Source organism: Streptomyces sp. NPDC006435, assembly GCF_040612315.1.
Classification (GTDB): domain Bacteria; phylum Actinomycetota; class Actinomycetes; order Streptomycetales; family Streptomycetaceae; genus Streptomyces.
The window spans coordinates 244684-264355 of the sequence record NZ_JBEXPY010000002.1 but is presented as its reverse complement, the minus strand read 5'-3'; the positions used below and the strand labels follow the sequence as shown (position 1 = coordinate 264355).

Below are 19672 nucleotides of genomic sequence, written 5' to 3'. Positions count from 1 at the left end.
TCGCCGAGACCCTCAAAGCATCGGGGAGACTATACATAGATGCCGATGTATAAGGCTCCCGGGAGAGGATACGCGCATGCTGGAACTGGCCATCCTTGGATTTCTGTACGAGCAACCCCTGCACGGCTACGAGCTGAAGCGCCGGGTAGCCCACCTCACCGGTCACGTCCGCCCCATCGCGGACGGCACGCTGTACCCGGCGATCAAGCGGCTGGAGCGCGCCGGATGGCTGGAGCGCCGGACCGAACCGGGCACCAGGGCCGCCCCCCGCCACACCCTGACCCTGACCGGGCCGGGCCGCGAGGAGCTGCTGCGGCGGCTGCGCGAGGCCGACGAGGTGGACATCAGCGACGAGAACCGCTGGTTCACCGTCCTCGCCTTCCTGCGTCACCTGCCCTCCCTGGCCGAGCAGGCGGGGGTGCTGCGGCGCAGGCTCGCGTTCCTGGAGGAGCCGAGCAGCTTCTTCTACGAGGGCGACCGGCCGCTCGGCGCCGAGTCCTTCGACGACCCGTTCCGGCGGGGCCTGCTCACGATCGCCCGCGCGACGAGCGAGGCGGAGCTGGAGTGGCTGGCGACGACCCTGGAGCGACTGGAAGCCGCCTGGGGCGGGATGGGGCCAGGGCGGGAAACGGAGCCGGAACCAGGGCCGGTGCCAGAGCTGAAACCGGAGCCGTGAGCAGGGCGGGAACCGAGTCCGGCACCAAGTCCGGAACCGAATCCGGAACCGGGTGTCGCGGGCCTTTGGGCATGTGTTCGTTTCTCGGCCGGATGAGTGAGCGTTTCTGCGTGTTGGCCGCGTAACCCCGTTCGGACCGGTGACGCTGGGCGTCTCCCCCACTCGTCATACCGGTTGCGAGGTCACTCGTGGTTCAGCACCATCCACCACTGCCGAGAATGCTGCGTGCCCTGTGCGTGGTCCTGCCTCTCGCGGGGCTGCTCCTCCCGCTCACCGCGACCCCCGCGACGCCCGCCCCGCGAGGGGCGGGCACCCAGCGGCCGATCGGGCCCGACCCGGCGGTGAACCTGCTGGCGCACGGCGACCTGACGATGGCCTCCAACTCGGTTCTGACCTGTGACGACAGCGACGGCTCGCCCTGCAACGACACCGAGGGCAGCAACAACAACCGCACCAAGTACGTGAAGATCGACCCGGACGCGCCCGGCAACAACGCGTCCTCCGCGCAGCTGGAGATCCCGGCCGGTGCGACGGTGCTCTCGGCGCGCCTGTACTGGCAGTTCAACCCGACCAACACCAGTGTCTCGGGCGGAACTTCGGGTGACATCAACAGGGGGGACCAGGTCTCCTGGAAGGTCCCCGGCGGCTCCTCGTACGAGCAGCTGAACGCCGACACCTACGACTGGTTCAACCAGGAGGTCGGCGGCACCCCGCCCGAGCCGCTGCTGGCCGGGGCGGGCGTCAAGGACGTCACCGCCGAGGTGCGGGCCGCGGGCTCGGGCAGCTACACCGTCGCCGACATCCAGGCCTGCGCAGGCCGCTCCTCGGCGCAGAACTACGGCGGCAACAACGTCGGCTGCTGGGGCGGCTGGTCGCTGGTCGTGGCGTACGAGGACCAGGACGAGCCGCTGCGCTACCTCAACGTCTGGGACGGCTTCCAGCTGCTGCGTTCCCCCGACAACCTGGCCACCCTCACGCTCGCCGGCATCCGCACCCCCGCCACCACCGCCCCGAACGCCACCATGGGCGTGACGATCGGCGACGGCGACGCCCCGATCGCCGGTGACGAGCTCTCGGTCGGCCCGGACACCGGGAACCTCACCCTGCTGCCGATGCCCGGCCCGGCCGGCGTCACCACCGACAACGCCTTCTCCAGCCGGATCGACCGGGTCGCCGCCGACGGCTCCGGCACCAACATCACCAGCCGGGACCCGAACCTGGTCAACAACTACGGCTACGACGCCCGGATGATCGACGTCACCGGCAAGCTCCCGGCCGGCAGCACCCGGGCCGTCCTGCAGATCAACGGCTCCGGCGACGCCCTGCACCCGCAGGCGGTCTGGCTGTCCGTCGACGCCTTCGAACCCGACCTCCGGATCACCAAGGCCAACGACCCGGCAGGCGAGACCGACGGCAACCCGCCCGGCAACGTCGGACCCGGCGACACCATCACGTACTCCTTCGACGTCACCAACCGGCACGCCGACGGCAGCACCGACAACCTCGACACCGCCACCGACGTCACCGTCACCGACCAGTTGCCCGCCGGTACCACCTACAAGGAGGGCTCCAACCCGGACTGCACCGCGAGCGGACAGACCGTCACCTGTCGGGTCGACGACCTCGCCCCCGGCGCCACCACGAACGTCTCCTTCGAGGTGACGGTCGATCAGGACGTCGTCGGCGGCACCACGCTGGACGACACCGCGACGCTCGACTTCAAGGGCAGCCAGACCCTGCGCGAGCAGAACCGGACCAGCAACACGGTCCGCAACACGGTCACCGACCTGCCCGCCTACCGGATCGAGAAGACCGCCACCCCGGCCGACGTGGCCCCCGGCGACACCGTCTCCTACCGGGTCACCGTCACCAACACCGGCAGGGTCCCCGCGACCGGCGTCACCCTCGACGACAGCCTCGCCGACGTGCTGGCCGACGCCACCTACAACGGGGACGTCGACGCCGACCTCGGCAACGCGACCGTCACCGGCACCGGCCTGCACTGGACCGGCGACCTGCCGGTCGGCGCCACCGCGACCATCACGTACTCGGTGACCGTCGACCCCTCGCTCACCGACGACGCCGAACTCACCAACACCGTCACCTCGTCGACCTACCGCAACAACTGCGCCGAGGGCAGCACGGACAGCGCCTGCGACGCGACGGTCACCGTCACCGCCCCGAGCCCGTCGCCCTCGCCGTCCACCAGCACGAGCCCCGGCCCGCACCCGACGCACCACCCGCACCCGACGGACCATCCGCGTCCCACCGATCACCCGCGCCCGACGGACCACCCGCGTCCGACCGGCCACCCGTCATCGAGCGGTCACCCGTGGCCCGACCCCGACCACGGCGGCGGCAACGGCGGCGGCAACGGCCACGGCAACGGTGGCGGCAACGGTGGCGGCCACGGCGGCGGTCACGGTCACGGCGGTCAGCTCCCCGAGACCGGTGCCGGTGAAGCCCTGCCCATGGTCGGCCTGGCCGGACTCGGCTGCGTACTGGCCGGTCTGTTCGTCCTCGTGACGAAGGCCCGCCGCAAGCACATGCGCTAGGCGGACCCCGCCTGCGGCTCCGTCTCAGGGCCCCGCCTCCGGGCGGGGCCCTGAGTGGTGCGTACGGTGCCGTCCCACTGCCAGTCCGTGCGCCGGGGCAGCCCGGGGAGCGGGGCGCGGCCCGTGCACCACAGCAGGGTGTCGGACGGCCGGTGCCCGGTGGGGGCTTCGGGGAACAGGCGGGCCAGGACGGCGGTGCTCGTACGGTCGGGCGGGGTCCGGGGGACGCCGAGGGCCCGGGTGACGTCGTAGGTGTGGACGGCCAGTTCGGTGATCCCCATGGCGGCGAAGCCGACCGCGTCCGAGTGGCCCCAGGGGTGCCAGGCCCGTACGTCCGCGGCCGTGTCCCGGACGGTGGAGACGAGCAGCGACGAGGCGATGCGCAGGCCGTCCAGGCAGTCGGGGACGGCGGCGTGCGGGTCGAGCGAGGCGAAGAGCGTGACGTAGCGGTCGACGGGGCGGGCGATCAGCAGGCCCGCGTAGCCGACCAGGCCGAGCGCGAGGTGGTCCAGGGTCCGGCGGCAGGTCCAGTCGAGGCCGTGGGCGGGGCGCGACCAGTCCCGTCCGGCTTCCTCGCGGAGGACGGCCAGGCAGTCGTCGGCGGTGGCGGCGAGCAGCTCCGTCCAGCGCGGCGCGGCGGCCGGACGGGCCGGGGCGGTTTCCGTGGGAGTGGTCACGCGCGGTCCGCCGCGTCCTTCAGGACCTCGATCACGCTCGCGTAGCTGTCGGAGCCGTGGCCTGCGGACCGGGCCCGTTCCATGGTGGCCTTGAGCAGCGCGGGCAGCGTGTTGTCGACGCCGCGCGCCTCGGCGGCGTGCAGAAGGTGGTCGATGGCCGCGATCTGCACGTCGACGGTGGCGTCGTCGCCCGGGTAGCGGCCGGCGTCGACCTGGTCCGCGTAGGTGCTGAGGAACCCGGTCACGGTGCTCAGCCAGCGGATCGCGAGGGGGGTGAACGCCGTGGCCCCCGTCCCCTCGGCGCCGACCAGTGCGGTGCCGTGCAGCCAACCGGTCATGGTGGACCACATCAGGCCGAGCAGCGCGGCGTCGTGCAGGGAGGCCAGCCCCGGGTCGGTGCCCAGGTACAGCGGGTCGCCCAGCGCCGCCAGCGTCGGACGATGGGTGTCGAAGACGGCCCGCGCACCGCTGTAGAGGAACATCACCCCGGGGCCGCCGACTCCCGGCGGGGTGGTCATGATCGCGCCGTCGAGGTGGTCGGCACCGTGCGAGCGGGCCCATGCGGCGACCTCGCGGGCCTGCTCCGGGGAACCGGAACCGAGGTCGACCAGGGTCCTGCCCGCCAGGGCGCCCTCGGCGGGGCCGAGGGCCGAGCGCAGTGCGTCGTGGTCCAGTACGCAGGCGAGGACCAGCGGGCTCGCCGCGACCGCCTCCGCGGCCGTCGCGGCCGGCCGGGCACCCCGGTCGACCAGCGGACGCGCCCGGTGCGCCGTACGGTTCCACACCGTGGTCGTGTGCCCGCGCTCCAGCAGCGCGCCGGCGAGCGCCGAGCCCATCGAACCCAGTCCGATGACGGTCACGGCCGAACGATCGACATTCATGCTTCAACTCCCTTGCGGCACCCGGACGGTGCCTGATCACGTGCACACCACGGTCGCAGCGGGAGGTGATCGGGGACAGTGACACCGGTGACGGTGACCACCGGATTCCTGCCATACGCTTCCGGGCATGAGCGCTGGTTCCGTCGCCGTGGTCGTGACCCAGGAGATCGAGGTCCCCTCGTGGGACCTGTACGAGCTGAGCATCCCCTGCACCGTCTTCGGCAAGCCGCAGCCCGACCTGGCCGACCCCTGGTACGAACTGCGGCTGTGCAGTACGGGGGAGGGGGAGTCCGTCGGAGGCGGCCCCGGGGACGGCGTGGGAATGACGCTGCGGACCCGCCACGGACTCGACGAACTCGCCCGCGCCGACACGGTCGTCGTGACCTCCGTGCCCGACTCCTGCGTCGACGAGGGCGAACCCCTGCCCCGCGAGCTGATCACGGCCCTGCGCGACGCGCACGACGCGGGCGCCCGCATGGTCTCGCTGTGCACCGGCGCCTTCGCGCTCGCCGAGGCGGGGCTGCTCGACGGCCGCCGCGCCACCGCGCACTGGATGCACACCGCCCAACTCGCCGCGCGCTACCCGAAGGTGCGGGTCGACGACGCGGTGCTGTACGTGGACGACGGCTCCGTGCTCACCAGCGCCGGCCTGACCGCCGGCCTCGATCTCTGCCTCCACCTCGTGCGCCGCGACCTCGGCCCGCACGTCGCCAACCAGCTGGCCCGCCGGATGGTCGTGCCCGCCCACCGCCCCGGCGGGCAGGCACAGTTCATCGAACTGCCCCTGCCCGCCGACGACGACAAGGGCCTGGCACCCGTGATGGACTGGGCCAGGGAGCGCCTCGACCAGCCGCTGACGGTCGAGGACCTGGCGCGACGGGCCGCGATGAGCCCGCGCAACCTCTACCGACGGTTCCGGGCGGCCACGGGGGCGACCCCGTTGCAGTGGCTCCTCGACCAGCGGCTGCGACAGGCCCAGAGCCTGTTGGAGGCGACGGACCTGCCGGTCGCCAGGGTCGGCGAACTGAGCGGCCTCGGCACGGCGAACAACTTCCGCCACCACTTCCTCAAGCGGATCGGGGTGTCGCCGAGCGGCTACCGCCGGGCCTTTCCCCGGACGTAGGGCCTTTCCCCGGACGTAGGGCCTTTCGTTCGGGTCACGACCGGATCAGGGGCAGAGGGTCTCGCGCAGTGCGGCGTTCAGCCGCTCGCCCTGCTCGTCCGTGAGCGGCCGGGCATCGGTTCCGAACCGCTTGGCCGCCAGCGAGTCGGCCTTCGGGTCGGTGATCGAGGAGCACTGGTTCCGCCCGGCGTCGATCGCCCGCTGCTCGTCCACGACGAGCTGCGGGTCGACGGCCGCGATCGCGTCCAGGTACGCGTCGCGGGCGTCGCCGGTCGGGGCGGACGGGATGCCGGCGGCCCGTTCGGCGGCGGTCTCCTTCGGCGCGGGCTTCGTGACGTCCTCCTCGGCCGAGCAGGCGGTCAGCGCGAGCAGCGCGGCGGCGGCGAGAAGGATGCGAACGGGTCTCACGGTGGCACTCTCCGTACGTAGTTCTGTGCCCCGTGAGACGGGCGAGGCCCCCGAAGGGTTGTGGCGGCCTCCCGCACGGGGGCGTACGGGAGGCCGTCGTCGTACCGCTCCCGATGGAGAACGGTACGACGACGGCCTGCCGGTGCTTCCGTGATGCCGTGTGCCCGTGCGGGCCGGGGCTCACCAGGCGAAGGCCTCCGGGGAGGGGCCCGGCCCCGGGAAGATCTCGTCCAGCGACGCCAGCAGCTCCGGGGACAGGTCGAGCTCCAGCGCCCGCAGCGCCGAGTCCAGCTGCTCCTGGTTGCGCGGCCCGATGATCGGCCCCGTCACCCCCGGCTGGGCCAGGAGCCACGCCAGGCCGACCTCGCCGGGCTCCAGGCCGTGCTTGTCGAGCAGGTCCTCGTACGCCTGGATCTGCTTGCGCTGCTCCGGGTCGCGCAGGGCCTCCGCGCCGCGGCCGGAGGACGAACGGCCGGTCGCGCCCTCGCGCTCCTTGCGGATCGCACCGCCCAGCAGGCCGCCGTGCAGCGGGGACCACGGGATGATGCCGAGCCCGTACTCCCGCGCCGCCGGGATGACCTCCATCTCGGCGCGGCGCTCCATCAGGTTGTAGATGCACTGCTCGCTGACCAGGCCCAACGAGCCGCGCCGGGCGGCCAGTTCATTGGCCTGGGCGATCTTGTACCCGGCGAAGTTCGACGAACCCGCGTAGAGGATCTTGCCCTGCTGGACCAGGACGTCGATCGCCTGCCAGATCTCGTCGAAGGGCGTGTTCCGGTCGACGTGGTGGAACTGGTACAGGTCGATGCGGTCCGTCTGGAGCCGCTTCAGCGACGCCTCGACGGAGCGCCGGATGTTCACGGCGGAGAGCTTGTCGTGGTTGGGCCACGCCGCGCCGTCGGGGCCCATGTTCCCGTACATCTTGGTGGCCAGGACCACCTTGTCGCGGCGTTCACCGCCCTTGGCGAACCAGGTGCCGATGATCTCCTCGGTGCGGCCCTTGTTCTCGCCCCAGCCGTACACGTTCGCCGTGTCGAAGAAGTTCAGGCCCGTGTCCAGCGCCGCGTCCATGATGGCGTGGCTGTCCACCTCGTTGGTGTGCGGGCCGAAGTTCATCGTGCCGAGCACGAGTCGGCTGACCTTGAGTCCGGTGCGTCCGAGCTGTGTGTACTCCATGGTCGTCCAGCCAACGCCTTCGAGTCCGCTCGAAGCAAGGGCGTCCGGTCCGGTCACGGCCGCCGTCGGTCACGGCTGCCGTCGGTCACGGCCGCCGTCGGTCACGGCCGCCGGAAGGAGACCTCCGGGTGATCGGCCGACGGTCCGTCCTCGGGCAGCGGCGAGAAGAAGCCGCCGTCCAGGTTCAGCCCGGCCCGCACCCGCTGGTCCCGCGCCATGAGCGCGGCGGCGCTTGCGCCCCCGACGGAGTGACCCGCCGCACCGATCCGCCGCGGATCGACCATTCGGGCGTACGGGAGGGCCGGACGCCCCTGAACGGTCCGCGCGACCGTCCCCCGCCCGGTCGGTCCGGCCGTCCCCTGCCCGGTCAGTGCCGCCGTCCCCCGCCCGGTCAGCCGGTCGATCACGAACGAGAGGTCGCGCGCCCGCCCCGCGGCCACATCCGCGTGGTCCTCGGTCGAGTCGACCCGTTCGCACGCGGTGCAGGTGAGCACCCGGCCGCCGGGGAAGGAGGTGCCGATCGACTCGTACGCGTGGTCGACGGCGGCGACGACGTACCCGCGGCTCGCCAGGTCCGGGCAGCCGCCCGGCACGTCGGCCCACGGTGGTGCACGGAACGGCGGAACGTACCTCCGCGGAAGTACGCCGTACACCCCGGGCCCTACCCGCCCTTGCCCTCAACTCCCTTCATTTTCCCATCACATGACGTCACGAAGCGTCCCGGAGCGCGAACCGGTCCAGGGCCGCCAGCACCGCCCTGCTCGTCGCCGCGCCGCCCAGATGCCCGGCGCCGTCGATCACGGTCAGCTCGGCGTCCGGCCACGCCTTCGCCAGCTCCCACGCGGTGGTGAGCGGCCCGCCCAGGTCGAACCGGCCGTGCACCAGCACGCCCGGAATCCCCGCCAGCCGCCCCGCGTCCCGGATCAACTGCCCCTCCTCCAGCCAGGCGCCCTGCGAGAAGTAGTGCGAGCAGATCCGCACCAGCGCCTGCCGCGCCCGGCCGGGCCGCCCGCTGTACGGGGGCGGTCCGCTGTACGCCTCCTGGGAGAGCACCGCGTCCTCCCACGCGCACCAGCCGGCCGTCGCCCGCTCCCGCACATCGGCGTCGGAGCTCTCCATCCGCCGGGCGTACGCGGCCAGCACGTCCGGCGTCGCGTTCCCCTCGACCTCCGGAACCCCGGCCCGGAACAGGTCCCACGCCTCGGGGAAGATCTGCCCCGCGCCCCGGTACAGCCAGTCGATCTCGGAGCGGCGGGTGGTGGTGACGGCCGGGATCACGATCTCCGAGACCCGCTCCGGGTGCTGTTCGGCGTACGCGAGGATCAGCGTCGAGCCCCAGGAACCGCCGTACAGCAGCCACTTCTCGATCCCGAGCCGGACCCGCAGCCGCTCCATGTCGGCGATCAGCCGGTCGGTCGTGTTGAACCGCATGTCGGTGGCCGGGTCGCTCGCGTGCGGGGTGGAACGCCCGCAACCCCGCTGGTCGAAGAGGACGACGCGGTACAGGTCCGGGTCGAAGTACTGCCGGGACCGCTCGCCGCACCCCGACCCCGGACCGCCGTGCACGACGACCGCGGGCTTGCCCTCCGGGTTGCCGCACACCTCCCAGTACACGAGGTTGCCCTCGCCCACGTCGAGCATGCCGTGCTCGTACGGTTCGATCGGCGGGTACTTCTCGTCGGGTCTGCGGTCCACGGCGAACTCCCTCGGCTCTTCGATTCTTCGGCTCTTCGACCTGTCGGTTCTTCGTTGTTCCGGCCCGTGGACGGCTCCCGCGGGCAAAGGGGCCAGCCTACTGCCGGGGCGTAATCTGAGGGGCGTGACTTCCGCACCGCGCGTTCTGGCCGTACTCGACGATCTGCTCCGTGCCGCGACCCACGAAGAGCGTGGCGCGTTGTGGCAACTGGCCGAGCAGGGACGGGAGCTGGACGCCAACCTGGTGCGCCTCCCGCCGGGAGCCGAGGTGGGCGAGCACCAGGAGGACGTCCTGGACGTGCTCCTCGTCGTCGTCGAGGGCAGCGGCCGGATCACCGCGCCGGACGGCGTACTGGACCTGGCCCCGACCACGGCCGTCTGGCTGCCCCGCACCTCCCGCCGCGCCCTCGCCGCCGGCCCGGAAGGTCTCGCCTACCTGACCGTCCACCGCCGCCGCCCCGGCCTGACCATCAAGCCCCCGACCGCGCCCCCGGCCTCGTCCGGGGCCTCGTCCGGGGTCGAGCGGCCGGCCGTGCCCCCGGTCGCGTCGCCGACGCCGACGCCGTACGAGGGGGACGGCGGCGAGGCGCCCTGCATGCTGGACCGCGTCTGCCCCGAGTGCGGCCGCCTCTCGCACGACCCGGAACCGGTGTTCTGCAGCCGGTGCGGGGAGCGGTTCGCGTAGCCGCGCCGTCGCCCCTCGCACAGCAGGCGGGGCAGGAGAAGGACGGCCCCACCCCATCGACCGAAGGAGAGCGAACCCGGTGATGACGGAGTCCGCCCCGGTGGATCTGGTCCACCTGGAGGACGGCGAGGGCAACAGTTGTGTCGTGCGCGTCACCGGGCGCTCCCGCCCCGGGGTGCTGACCGGCCACGACGTTCTGCACGCCGACGTGCTCGTGTCCGCGAGCTTCCTGGACGCCCGGCTGGACGTGTACCTCTTCCCGCAGGACCTCGACGCCTGGCGGGAGGGCCTGCCCGGCCTCGTCCCGGGGCGGCAGATCGGCCTCGGCGGGGACCGCGGCCTGCGCCTCGTCCTCCGTGCCCACGAGGGCGGCCTGTTGTCGGTCTCGATCGTGGACCCGGACCGCCTCACCACGCTCCTGGGCATCCGCCCGGAAGGGGACTGGCTCGCACGACTCCGGGAGAGCGCGGACCGGGTCAGACGGACCTGGCCCGTCGAAGTCGTCGAGACGTCCCCGATGACCTACGAGTGGAGCCCCGACCGCAAGCGCTGAGGCACAACGTCATACGACCGGTTCCCGGTCGGGATCGACAGGGGCCATCCCGCGATTGATGAGGGCGCGGTAGCCGCTGTGCCGGTCGGGGGAGCGTTCCACGAAGTCCGCCTCCGTCGCGAACAACGGCACCACGCGCAGTACCCCGATCTCGGTGGCGGGTGGGGGAAAACGGAAGCCGTAGACCGAATCCCAGTCGATGAGCATGGCGTTTGGGAACCGGGGAAACAGGGGGAACGAGAAGTTCGCCAGGATCTGTCCGTCGTGGAAGGGGCGGCCGCTTTCCAGTGGCACCGAAGCCAGTTCGACCAATGCTTTGGCCAGGGCGCCGAAGGTGGCTTCATCGAGTTTCCCCCTGACCTCCATGCTCAGTTCACAGGGAAAGTCGGCGCAGAGTACTTCCGAGCCGAATCCGGCAGTTCCCAGAAGCGTCAGATTGTCCTCCGGCTCCAACTGCTCGATTTCGTCCGGAAGATAGACCACGACGGCGGATTCGCCGGATGGTGGCCCCGTGCGGGAGAAGCGCAGCGTGCGGGTCGGGGGATCGTACAGCTCCGTGTATGCGGCGAGGACCGAAGAAACGAATTCATTATCCATTTTCAACCGCTCTCCCACCATGATTCGTGACTGCCGCGTTCCTTCGTCGGAAGTTCGTACCGCTCCGCCGAAGATCCGCTTGCCGCAGATTCGTCCTCGTGTTCGGGGCCGTGATAGCTGGAAGGCATTTGGTTCCAGGCGCGGTTCTCCTCCCGGGTCTTCGTGTGGCCTATCCGGTTCCAGTGGCCGGAAGCTCCTGGTGGGGCATGCCCGAGTATGGCTTCAGGAAACGGGAAGTCCGGGTACTTCGAAGGGTTTACGGCGCTCTCGTAGCGGGCGTGTTGCTGGTGGTATGAGGGGTCCTTCTCCTCGCTCGGTGTCGCTTTTATGTGCGAGTTGTTCGGGCCGAGCTTTCCGAGAAGGCCTTTGGTCAGAACCTCCAGCCCTGCGGCAGAGGTCTTGCTCGGGTTGACATACCCGTACTTGTGCCGGTTGTTCGGACTGGTCTCACGCCACGCGGCGACTGCCGGATCGAAGGTGTTCTTGCCCAGCGGGTCGACCTCGTGGGACTGCACACGGAAGACGGCCCCCTTCTCGATCCAGGCATTCACCGATCTTTCCGCCGTGCGTTTTGATACGGCCAGGACCTCCCCCAGGGCGCGGGTGGTGAACGGGCTCGACTTGAAGTTGTCCTTGGCCTTCTTGAGCCGTTCGTCCGAGTCGTGTCCGAGGAGCTTCTGGACTTCTGCAACCGATCCGCGCAGCTCTTCCTGGGCAGTCGCGATGCTGTCCTGCAGTCGGTCGAGCGCTGCGCGTGCCGCTCCGGACTTCGACTTGGTCTCGTACTCGGTGAGAGCGGATTGCAGAGAATTCAGGTCGCCCGCTGCTTTGTCGATCTTCGGGGTGATGGTCGCGGCTTCTGCGGCATCGAGCTCGTTCACCTGTACCCGGTAACTGCTGATCGCAGCCCCGACCGGATGCGGCTTGCTGGCGATCATCGGCACGTATTTTCGACCGGCGAGGTTGATCCACAGGCGGTGTGATTCGGTGTGCACGGTCCATGAGAGGTTCTTGCCGACCGGCCCGAGGTCCTTGCTTTCGTTGCCCTTGTCCGAACCGGGCTTCTTGTCGTTTCCCATTCCGCCTTTTCCGTCCTTGCCGTTCTTGTTCTTGCCCTTGAGTTTGTTCCAGAGGATTTTGCCCTTTCTGGCGATGAGGTCGACGATTTTGTCGATGGCGCGGTTGACGGGTTTGGCGACGGCGTGGAAGACGGATTTGACTTTGTTGGCGAGGTTGCCGATGCCGAGGAGGGAGGCGAGGAAGCCGATCAATAACGGGATGCTGGTGGCGAGGGCTGTTTCGACCATTTTGGGGACGCCTGCGGAGCCGCCGTTGGCGATGGCGATGACGGCGTCCAGGACGGCGTTGACGAAGTCGATGATCTGGGCGCCCTGGTTCACGATGAAGGTGACGATGTCGATGATGCCTTTGACGGCGCGGACGAAGGCGGAGGCGGGGTTGAGGAGGGAGATGATCCAGGTGATGCCGGCGATGATGACGGTGGGGATGAGGTAGCTGGTGAGTTTTTCGAGGATGGTGGCCTTGAGGTCGCCGGTCTCGGCCTGGATTTCCTTGACGGCTCCGGCGGGGCCTTCGGTGGCGAGGGTTTTGGCGACGGGGACGGAGGACTCGACGGTGTTCATGGCCTGGTCGGGGACGCCCTTGCGGGTGATGCGGGCGCGGATGTTGTCCCAGGTCAGGCCGAGGAGGGAGGCGATGAGCTGGATGATGCCCTTGAGGTCGAACTTCTGGGGGAGTTCGAGTCCTGCTTTGACGGCGGTGCCCAGGAGCCAGGAGACGACGCCGGTTTTGAGGTGGGTGGTGATGTTGGTGATGAAGAGGTTGAGTCCGGCGCCGACCGCGCGCACGAGGTTGCCGAGGAACCCGATGGGGTCCTTGATGATCTTCATGATGGCGGAGGCGGCCTTGGCGAGGATGCCCAGGAGGAGGTTCTTGAGTTCGTTGATGGTCTTGAGGACGCCGACGATGGCGTCCTTGGCCTTGTCGACGAGGCCCTTGTTGGCTTCCTGGAGTTTCTTGATCTCCTCGTCGACCTTGTTCAGCGCGGCGGTGTATTTCTGGGCGAGGTCCTGGACGAGCTGTTCGGACTTCTCGTCGACGGTGGCTTCGAGGTCGTCGAACTTGCCTGCGAAGTCGGTGGCGGCTTCCTGGCCGAACTCGCGCAGGTCGGCGGGGAGTCTGTCGACCTCGGCCTTCAGCTCGGTGCGGCCCTTGGCTATGCGGGCCTTCGCGCGGCCGAGTTCGGTGCCGATGAGGTCGGCGACCGACGAGATGACGGTCTGCATCTTCGCGACGTAGAGCTTGCGGGCTTCCTGGAAGAGGGTGTTGGCCTCCTCGGGCATGCCCAGGAGCTTGTCCTTGGCCCACTTCGCACCGCCGAACATGCCCGAGTACCGCTTGTCCTTGTACTTCTTCATCCGGCGCTTGTGGTCCGCGGTGAACGCGTCCCGGGCCGCCTTCTCGCCCTGCGTGAACGCCGAATCGACCTTGGTGTCGAGGCCGGACAGGGTGGTCTCGACGTCCTTCTTCGTGGTGTCGTAGACCTTCTGGAGCTTGGCGGTGACCTCGGCGCGCTTCTTCTCGTCCTTGGACTTCGTTTCGCCCTTGCCGCCGTCGACCTGTTTCCCGGCCGTGGCACGGGTCGCGGTCAACGCATTCAGGGCCTGGGTGCCGGACGCGGCGGCGTTGGCCTTGGCTGCATTCAGTTGCTGGTTCTCGGCCGCCTTTCCCTTGGCGGGGGCCTTCGCGGAGTCGGTCTCGGCGGTCTTCTTCGCCGTCAGGGCCTGGTCGAATTCGGGTTCGTTGCCCCTGGCGAGCTGGTCCTCGGTGACCTCCGCGTCGGCCATCGCCTGGTTGTTGGCGGCCGGGCCCTCGGAGAAGTCGGTGACGGCGGCGGGCTGTTTGTCCGGGGTCGCGTCGGCGGGGGAGGGGGCGCCGGGGTTGGCGGGGGGCTGGTCGGGGGACATCGGGGTGACGGGTTTGTCCTTGGCCGCCGCCGTGTCGGGCGGGGCCTTGGTGGCGGTGTCGATGTCCTTGGCCGAGGAGTCCTTGCCGTCCTTGACCTTCCCGTCGACCTCGTCCTTGATCTTGTCGGCCTTGCCCGACTTGGAGAACTTGTCCGCCTGGTCGAGGTTCTTCGGTGCCTGGGCATCGATGGCCTTGTTCACCGCGTCGATGAACGCCCGCTTGTCGAACTCCCCGGGCTTCGCCGCGTTCATCTTCTCCGCGTTCGCGGCCTTGCCCTGCGCCTCCTTGTCGTCGGGCGGGGCGACGGCTGCGTCCTGCGCGGACTTCGACTCGGTGGCGGCCGGGGCGTGTGCGGCCAGCTTCGTCTTCTTCGCGGCCATGTCCGCCTTCACCCGGCGGAAGCCGGGGGCCTGGGCGGGGGAGGGCTTGATGGGGGCGGTGTGGCGCTGGGCGACCAGGCGGGAGACGGCCCGGTTGCCCGCCGCGCGTTGCAGACGCTGCAAGTGACGGGCATCGGAGGCGGGAGCGGGACGGTCACCGGGCGGACGGTCCGGCGCGGGGGCCTGCGTACGCGAGACATCCGTACGCGCGGGGGCGGCGTCACCGGTACGGGCAGGGGCGGGGTCCTTCTCCGGAACCGCCCTCATCCACCCTCCCGGCCCACCGACACGCAGCCCGCTTCTGCCGCCTCAGAGTGCGTGCGGGGCGCAGTACCCGCGCAGGGCAGTGGGACAAGTGATGGGGCAGAGTGGTGTGCCCTTCAGGGCAACGGTTCGGCAGGAGCGTTGAACCAGCAGGTCAGGGAGTCGGTTCTCGCACCTGTCCGTGTTCCGGCCGTTCGCACGAGGTGCGGAGCGCTGCCAGCGCGTCCCGGATGCCTTCCGGGGCGAAGACGTGCGGGGCGGTGGCACCCGGATCGGCGCCCAGGACGACGTAGTGCTCCGGGACGTAGGACAGGTCGCCCCAGGGCTCCCGGGTGTGCGCGCGGGCCAGCGTTCGGCCGCATGCCGTGCAGCCGATCCATGGGACCACCAGGAGCCGGTCGTGAAGCCCGACCGTTGTTCCGGGCAGGGGCGCCGTGGCGTCGTCCTCCACCAACCGCAGGGTCGAGTGGCTTCCGTCGCCGGAGTCCGGACGGGGGAGCGATTCGAGGGGCACGGGCCACATTCCCCAGGTCTCGCAGACCACGGCGATTTCTACCCGGGTGGTCTCGTCGATGGCCACCTGATGCTTCTGGAGGGCGGATACGAGCAGTTGGAGGCCTCCCTCCTGCTCGCCGATGTTCCAGCAGTCCATGACGTCCTGGGCATCCTCGGCCGGCAGGAGCGCGGAGAGTCGGCGCCACACGGCGGCTTCATCGGTCACTCGGGGAGATTAACGGGGTCTGCGGACACGGTGAACCGGTGCACGCGGTGAATTGGTGAACCGGCGCGGCGGGCAGTCGAGTAGCCGGACAGTCGGGTGGTCGGGTGGTCGGCGGAACGCCGGTCGACGCGCCGGGCGTGAGCCGGTGCGAGAGGCCCCGTGACGTGACCGAATCACAAGTCCTGTTGATCGGCCCGGATATGGCCGAGCGTCTAATCTGTTGCCTCCATGTAGTCCACAGGGGGTCGCATGCACAGCGAGGGTACGGACGGCCGCGATTCGGGCAGCGGGCAGGGCGATGAATCCCCTCGCAGGTCCGATGACGGCTGGACGGACGACTGCCTCCGGAGCGACTCGACCGAGCACGCACAGCCGTGGCCGGACACGCAGCCGGCCCCCGGGGCATCGGGCCGTGCGACGGCGACCCCCGCACCGCACCATGTGATCGACGGCCGTTACGAACTCCTGCACAGCCTCGGGCGCGGTGGCATGGGCGAGGTCTGGGAAGCCCTGGACACCCGTCTCGACCGGCACGTCGCGGTGAAGGGCCTGCTCGGCCGGGACGCCGTGGGGGCGGCCACGCAGGAGCAGATGATGCACCGGGCGCGGCGCGAGGCCGCGGCCATCGCCAAGATCAGGCACCAGAACGTGGTGGCCGTGCACGACAGGGTCGAGTCCGGCAACCAGGTCTGGATCGTGATGGACCTGCTCGACGCGCGTTCGCTCGCGGACCTGATGCGTGCGGAACAGCGGCTCCCGGTGCGGCGGACGGCCGCGATCGGCCTCCAGGTGCTGGGCGGGCTGCGGGCCGTTCACGAGGCGCGGGTGGTCCACCGCGACGTGAAACCGTCCAACATCCTCTTCGCCAGGGACGACTTCGCGATCCTGGCGGACTTCGGGATCGCGACCTTCGACGGTGCCGTGCCGCTCACCAGGGCCGGTGAACTCATCGGAACGTTCAAGTACCTGGCGCCCGAACTCCTCGGCCAGACGTCGCAGCAGAGTGCCGCGACGCCGGCGTCCGACCTGTGGTCGCTGGGCGTCACGCTGTACGAGATGGTCGAGGGCAGGCACCCGTTCGACCGGCCCAACGAGTACGAGGTCCTGGTCGCGGTCTGTCAGTCGGACCCGCTGCCGATGGAGCACGGCAGGGCGCTGGCCGATGTCGTGGGACGGCTGATGCACAAGGACCCGCAGCAGCGGCTGAGCGCGGAGACCGCGGAGGAGATGCTGCGGAACGTTCTCCGCAGGACCTCTGTGTCCCAGGCGTCCACCCCTGCCCCCACTCCCGCGCCCGCGCCCGCGCCCGCCCCCGACCCGGCTCCCGAGCCCACTCCGGTGAAGGCGGAGGAAGCACCGTCGGAAGGCGCAGGGGCAGGGGCAGAGGCAGGGGCGGGGGAAGAAGCGGCGGAGGAGAAGAAGGGGAACGCGGCGTTCGCGCCCGTGACACCGCAGGCACCGCCGCCCGTACCACCCGTACCGCCCATGCGCGCCGTCCGGGAGCCGGAGGGGCGGGGCGGCGGTGGAGGCCGGGGATGGGGCCGGGGGCGGCAGAAGGCCGCGGTGGGTGTGGTGTGCGCGGCGTTGCTGGCCGGTCTCGTGTGGGGCGGCGCGGAGTTGCTGGGAAAGGACGGCGGGACGGACCCGGGCGGCCGGTCGGGGTCGCAGGCCGCGCCGGAGCCGTACATCAAGAAGCAGCCGACCCTGACCGTGGGCGTCAAGAAGGACCAGCCCGGTCTGAGCGAGAGGATCAAGGGCGACACGTACCGGGGGTACGAGGTCGACCTGGCCTACGCGATCGCGCACGACATGGGGTACAGCCGTGATCGCGTCTCCTTCGTGCCCGTGAGCAGTGAGAACCGGAGCACGAAGCTGAAGATGGGCGAGGTGGACCTGGTCATCGCCACCTACAGCATCACGGAGAAGCGCAAGCACGCGAAGGAGCCGGACTACAGCGTCGCGTTCGCCGGTCCGTACTACGTGGCGAGCCGCAGCTTCATGGTTCTCAGGAAGGCGAAGGCCGTGTCGATCGACGACTCCAGGGTGCTGAAGGAGAGGGATCTGGAGGTGTGCACGGCGCGGGGGTCGACGTACGAGGAGTGGCTGCCCAAGGCCGGTTACGCCATGACGGAGTCGCTCCCGAACGGCTACGACCGGTGCGTGCAGGACCTGTTGGACCCGAGGTCGCCGGTCTACGCGGTGAGCACGGACGACGTCATCCTCGCCGGGTTCGTCAAGGACGACTCCGCCAAGCTGAAGCGGCTGGACAGCAGCGCGGGCGCGGAGGGGTACGGGGTCGCGATGAACCCGGACGAGAAGGGGCTGAAGAAGGAGGTGTGCTCGGCACTGGAGAGGATCATGACCGACGGGTCCTGGGAGAAGCTGTACGCCGACCACCTCTCCCCGCTGCTGAACAGGAAGAACCCGCCGAAGAAGCCGAAGATGGCGGAGTGCCGGTCCTGATGTGACGGGCCGACGGGCCGACGGGCCGACGGATCGACGGGGCGATGGATCGACAGGTCGACGGGGCGGCAGGTCGGTGGGTTTGCTCAGCGGTCGACGACCCACGCGGCGTCGGCCGGGGGCCGGCCGGTGGCGAGGATGTGGCGGACGATCCGGAACGCCTCGTCGAGGGGCACGGTGTCGGTGTCCGGGTACTCGTCGGACTGGCCGTTCGAGAGCTCGAAGCCGTCGCTCCAGCCGTCGGCGTCGGCCCCGGGGTCCGTGGCGTGCTCGCCCGGGTCACCGGGGTGTTCGAGGAGCATCACCATCGCCCGCTCGGTGTTGCTCACGACGGCCAGGGACCGCCCGGACGTGCTTTCCAGCCAGGTGTCGAGCCTTCCCGCGGCGATCCTGCCCCGGAGCGCCTCCGTCACCGTGTCCGCGGACATCGGGGCGGCGCCGTCCGTCAAGGTCCATGACTCCATGGGGCGACCCTCTCACGACGCGGACCCGTGGCGTCGGCGTCCCCGACCGGCCGCCGGGCGCCCAAAATCCGTGGAGGCGCCCGGCGTCGGCGGTCATGATGAGGCCATGAGCGATCGTGTGCCCGCAGCCCCCGTGGAAGCCCTGCTCGTCGTGGACGTCCAGGCCGATGCCGTGACCGGTGACCGGGCGGTGCCCGACGCCGTGCGGCTCGTGGACCGTACGGCGGACCTGATCGCACGGGCGCGGCGGGACGGGGCGCTCGTCGTCCATGTGCAGAACGACGGGGCACCCGGCTCCGGCGACGAACCGGGCACGCCCGGCTGGGAGTTGCACCACCCCGTCGAACCGTCCCCCGTGGAGAGCGTGGTCCGTAAGACCTGGGACGACGGCTTCGAGGAGACGTCGCTGGGAAGCCTGCTGACCGGTCACGGGGTCCGGTCGCTCGTCGTCTGCGGCGTGATGTCGGAGATGTGCGTACAGGCCACGGCCCGTACGGCACTGGCGCTGGGGTACCGGGTCGTCATGCCGCACGACGCCCATGCGACGCACGACATACCGGCCGCGCCCGGGATCAGCGACATGGTTCCGGCCGCCGCGGTCTCACGGGTCGCCGAATGGGCCCTGGGCAGCGACCTGGAGGTCGTCGCCCGTGCCGAGGACGTCGTGTTCACCGCCCTGCCCCCGCGTACCGGCCGAGGGCCGGGGAAGGCGACGGACGGACAGGGCGGCCGGACCCGGGCGGTCAGTCGGGACTGAGGGAGCGCCAGATCCGGTCGGGCAGGATGCGTGCGGCCTGCCCGAGGTCCATGTCGTGCGTACGGGCCAGCCAGCGGTGCGCGGTCTCGGCGACCGGCCCCATGACCAGGGCCTCCAGGATGGGCACCGGCACGGGGGCGATCTCGCCCGCCAGGACCCGCGGCGTCATCCACTCCGAGACGACCGCCAGTTTGGCCGCCTTGGCGGTACGGATCTCGTCGGCGTGCGCCGCGAGGTAGCCGGAGTGGGCGGACGCGTGCAGGAAGAGCGCGGCGTCCGGGCGCTCCTCGGTGAAACGCAGATAGGCGACGATCAGGGCCCGGACCCCGGTACGGGCGGTGCGCGCGCGGTGCAGCGCGGCGATCATCTCGTCGAAGAGCTGCTCCATGCAGCGGGTGTACAGGGCGGCGGCGAGGCCGTCGAAGCTGCCGAAGTGGTGGTAGAGGCTGCCGAGGCTGACACCGCTGGCCTCGGTGACCGCGGTGACGGTGAACCCCGGCCGACCGGACGTCGCGTACACCTCCAACGCCGCGGTCAGGAGCCGGTCGACGGTGACCTCACCGCGTTGTTGCTTAGCCACGGCGACCCCGCCCCATCGGTGTCGTCGTG

The 19672-nt window shown here is 70.5% G+C and carries 17 protein-coding genes and 1 pseudogene; 7 read left to right on the top strand and 11 right to left on the bottom strand.

The genetic code is table 11. From position 1 onward, the window contains the following. Window positions 1-76 precede the first annotated feature (76 nt). Window positions 77-676, top strand: a complete 600-nt coding sequence (locus tag ABZZ04_RS03445; protein WP_356930503.1) for a PadR family transcriptional regulator — start codon at window positions 77-79, stop codon at window positions 674-676. A 218-nt stretch (window positions 677-894) separates the two neighbouring features. Then, window positions 895-3231, top strand: coding sequence for an LPXTG cell wall anchor domain-containing protein (locus ABZZ04_RS03440; RefSeq protein ID WP_356930502.1), 2337 nt, complete (start codon window positions 895-897; stop codon window positions 3229-3231). Here ABZZ04_RS03440 and ABZZ04_RS03435 read toward each other — a convergent pair. Both ABZZ04_RS03435 and ABZZ04_RS03430 read right to left on the bottom strand, forming a co-directional pair. Then, a complete protein-coding gene (locus ABZZ04_RS03435) occupies window positions 3228-3908 on the bottom strand; it encodes a hypothetical protein (protein ID WP_356930501.1) in 681 nt (226 codons plus the stop codon). The two genes, ABZZ04_RS03440 and ABZZ04_RS03435, sit on opposite strands and share 4 nt — an antisense overlap. Further along, the gene (locus ABZZ04_RS03430) at window positions 3905-4789 is read right to left on the bottom strand and encodes an NAD(P)-binding domain-containing protein (RefSeq protein WP_356930500.1); all 885 of its coding nucleotides are present in this window, start codon (window positions 4787-4789) and stop codon (window positions 3905-3907) included. The genes ABZZ04_RS03435 and ABZZ04_RS03430 overlap by 4 nt, the downstream gene beginning before the upstream one ends. Window positions 4790-4916: 127 nt before the next feature. Here ABZZ04_RS03430 and ABZZ04_RS03425 point away from each other — a divergent pair, with 127 nt between their 5' ends. After that, window positions 4917-5912, top strand: coding sequence for a helix-turn-helix domain-containing protein (locus ABZZ04_RS03425; RefSeq protein WP_356930499.1), 996 nt, complete (start codon window positions 4917-4919; stop codon window positions 5910-5912). A 45-nt stretch (window positions 5913-5957) separates the two neighbouring features. On the opposite strand, the gene ABZZ04_RS03420 is transcribed toward ABZZ04_RS03425, so the two are convergent. From ABZZ04_RS03420 to pip, 4 genes and pseudogenes are all read right to left on the bottom strand, one after another. Beyond that, complete coding sequence (locus ABZZ04_RS03420; protein WP_356930498.1) at window positions 5958-6320, bottom strand: hypothetical protein; 363 nt, start codon at window positions 6318-6320, stop codon at window positions 5958-5960. Window positions 6321-6500: 180 nt separating this feature from the next. After that, window positions 6501-7496, bottom strand: a complete 996-nt coding sequence (locus ABZZ04_RS03415) for an aldo/keto reductase (RefSeq protein ID WP_356930497.1) — start codon at window positions 7494-7496, stop codon at window positions 6501-6503. A gap of 152 nt (window positions 7497-7648) precedes the next feature. Further along, window positions 7649-8071 (bottom strand): annotated as a pseudogene (locus ABZZ04_RS03410) (hypothetical protein); the annotation flags it as partial. A 133-nt stretch (window positions 8072-8204) separates the two neighbouring features. Continuing rightward, the gene (pip, locus tag ABZZ04_RS03405; protein WP_356930496.1) at window positions 8205-9191 is read right to left on the bottom strand and encodes a prolyl aminopeptidase; all 987 of its coding nucleotides are present in this window, start codon (window positions 9189-9191) and stop codon (window positions 8205-8207) included. Window positions 9192-9315: 124 nt separating this feature from the next. Here pip and ABZZ04_RS03400 point away from each other — a divergent pair, with 124 nt between their 5' ends. Further along, window positions 9316-9876, top strand: a complete 561-nt coding sequence (locus ABZZ04_RS03400) for a hypothetical protein (RefSeq protein WP_356930495.1) — start codon at window positions 9316-9318, stop codon at window positions 9874-9876. Window positions 9877-9958: 82 nt separating this feature from the next. Next, complete coding sequence (locus tag ABZZ04_RS03395) at window positions 9959-10429, top strand: DUF5959 family protein (protein ID WP_356930494.1); 471 nt, start codon at window positions 9959-9961, stop codon at window positions 10427-10429. 9 nt (window positions 10430-10438) lie between these two features. Here ABZZ04_RS03395 and ABZZ04_RS03390 read toward each other — a convergent pair whose 3' ends face one another. From ABZZ04_RS03390 to ABZZ04_RS03380, 3 genes are all read right to left on the bottom strand, one after another. Next, window positions 10439-11026 carry a hypothetical protein gene (locus ABZZ04_RS03390; protein ID WP_356930493.1) on the bottom strand — a complete coding sequence of 196 codons (588 nt, stop codon included), beginning with the start codon at window positions 11024-11026 and terminating at the stop codon, window positions 10439-10441. A 2-nt stretch (window positions 11027-11028) separates the two neighbouring features. Then, window positions 11029-14517, bottom strand: a complete 3489-nt coding sequence (locus tag ABZZ04_RS03385) for a hypothetical protein (RefSeq protein ID WP_356930492.1) — start codon at window positions 14515-14517, stop codon at window positions 11029-11031. Between the two features lie 295 nt (window positions 14518-14812). Further along, window positions 14813-15379, bottom strand: a complete 567-nt coding sequence (locus tag ABZZ04_RS03380) for a hypothetical protein (RefSeq protein ID WP_356930491.1) — start codon at window positions 15377-15379, stop codon at window positions 14813-14815. Window positions 15380-15628: 249 nt separating this feature from the next. On the opposite strand from ABZZ04_RS03380, the gene ABZZ04_RS03375 reads away from it, so the two are divergent. Beyond that, window positions 15629-17842 carry a serine/threonine-protein kinase gene (locus tag ABZZ04_RS03375; RefSeq protein WP_356930490.1) on the top strand — a complete coding sequence of 738 codons (2214 nt, stop codon included), beginning with the start codon at window positions 15629-15631 and terminating at the stop codon, window positions 17840-17842. A gap of 86 nt (window positions 17843-17928) precedes the next feature. On the opposite strand, the gene ABZZ04_RS03370 is transcribed toward ABZZ04_RS03375, so the two are convergent. Continuing rightward, complete coding sequence (locus ABZZ04_RS03370; RefSeq protein WP_356930489.1) at window positions 17929-18306, bottom strand: hypothetical protein; 378 nt, start codon at window positions 18304-18306, stop codon at window positions 17929-17931. A gap of 106 nt (window positions 18307-18412) precedes the next feature. Here ABZZ04_RS03370 and ABZZ04_RS03365 point away from each other — a divergent pair, with 106 nt between their 5' ends. Then, window positions 18413-19063, top strand: a complete 651-nt coding sequence (locus ABZZ04_RS03365; protein ID WP_356930488.1) for a cysteine hydrolase family protein — start codon at window positions 18413-18415, stop codon at window positions 19061-19063. Here the strand turns inward: ABZZ04_RS03365 and ABZZ04_RS03360 are convergent. Beyond that, a complete protein-coding gene (locus ABZZ04_RS03360) occupies window positions 19050-19643 on the bottom strand; it encodes a TetR/AcrR family transcriptional regulator (RefSeq protein ID WP_356930487.1) in 594 nt (197 codons plus the stop codon). The two genes, ABZZ04_RS03365 and ABZZ04_RS03360, sit on opposite strands and share 14 nt — an antisense overlap. Window positions 19644-19672: the final 29 nt, after the last annotated feature.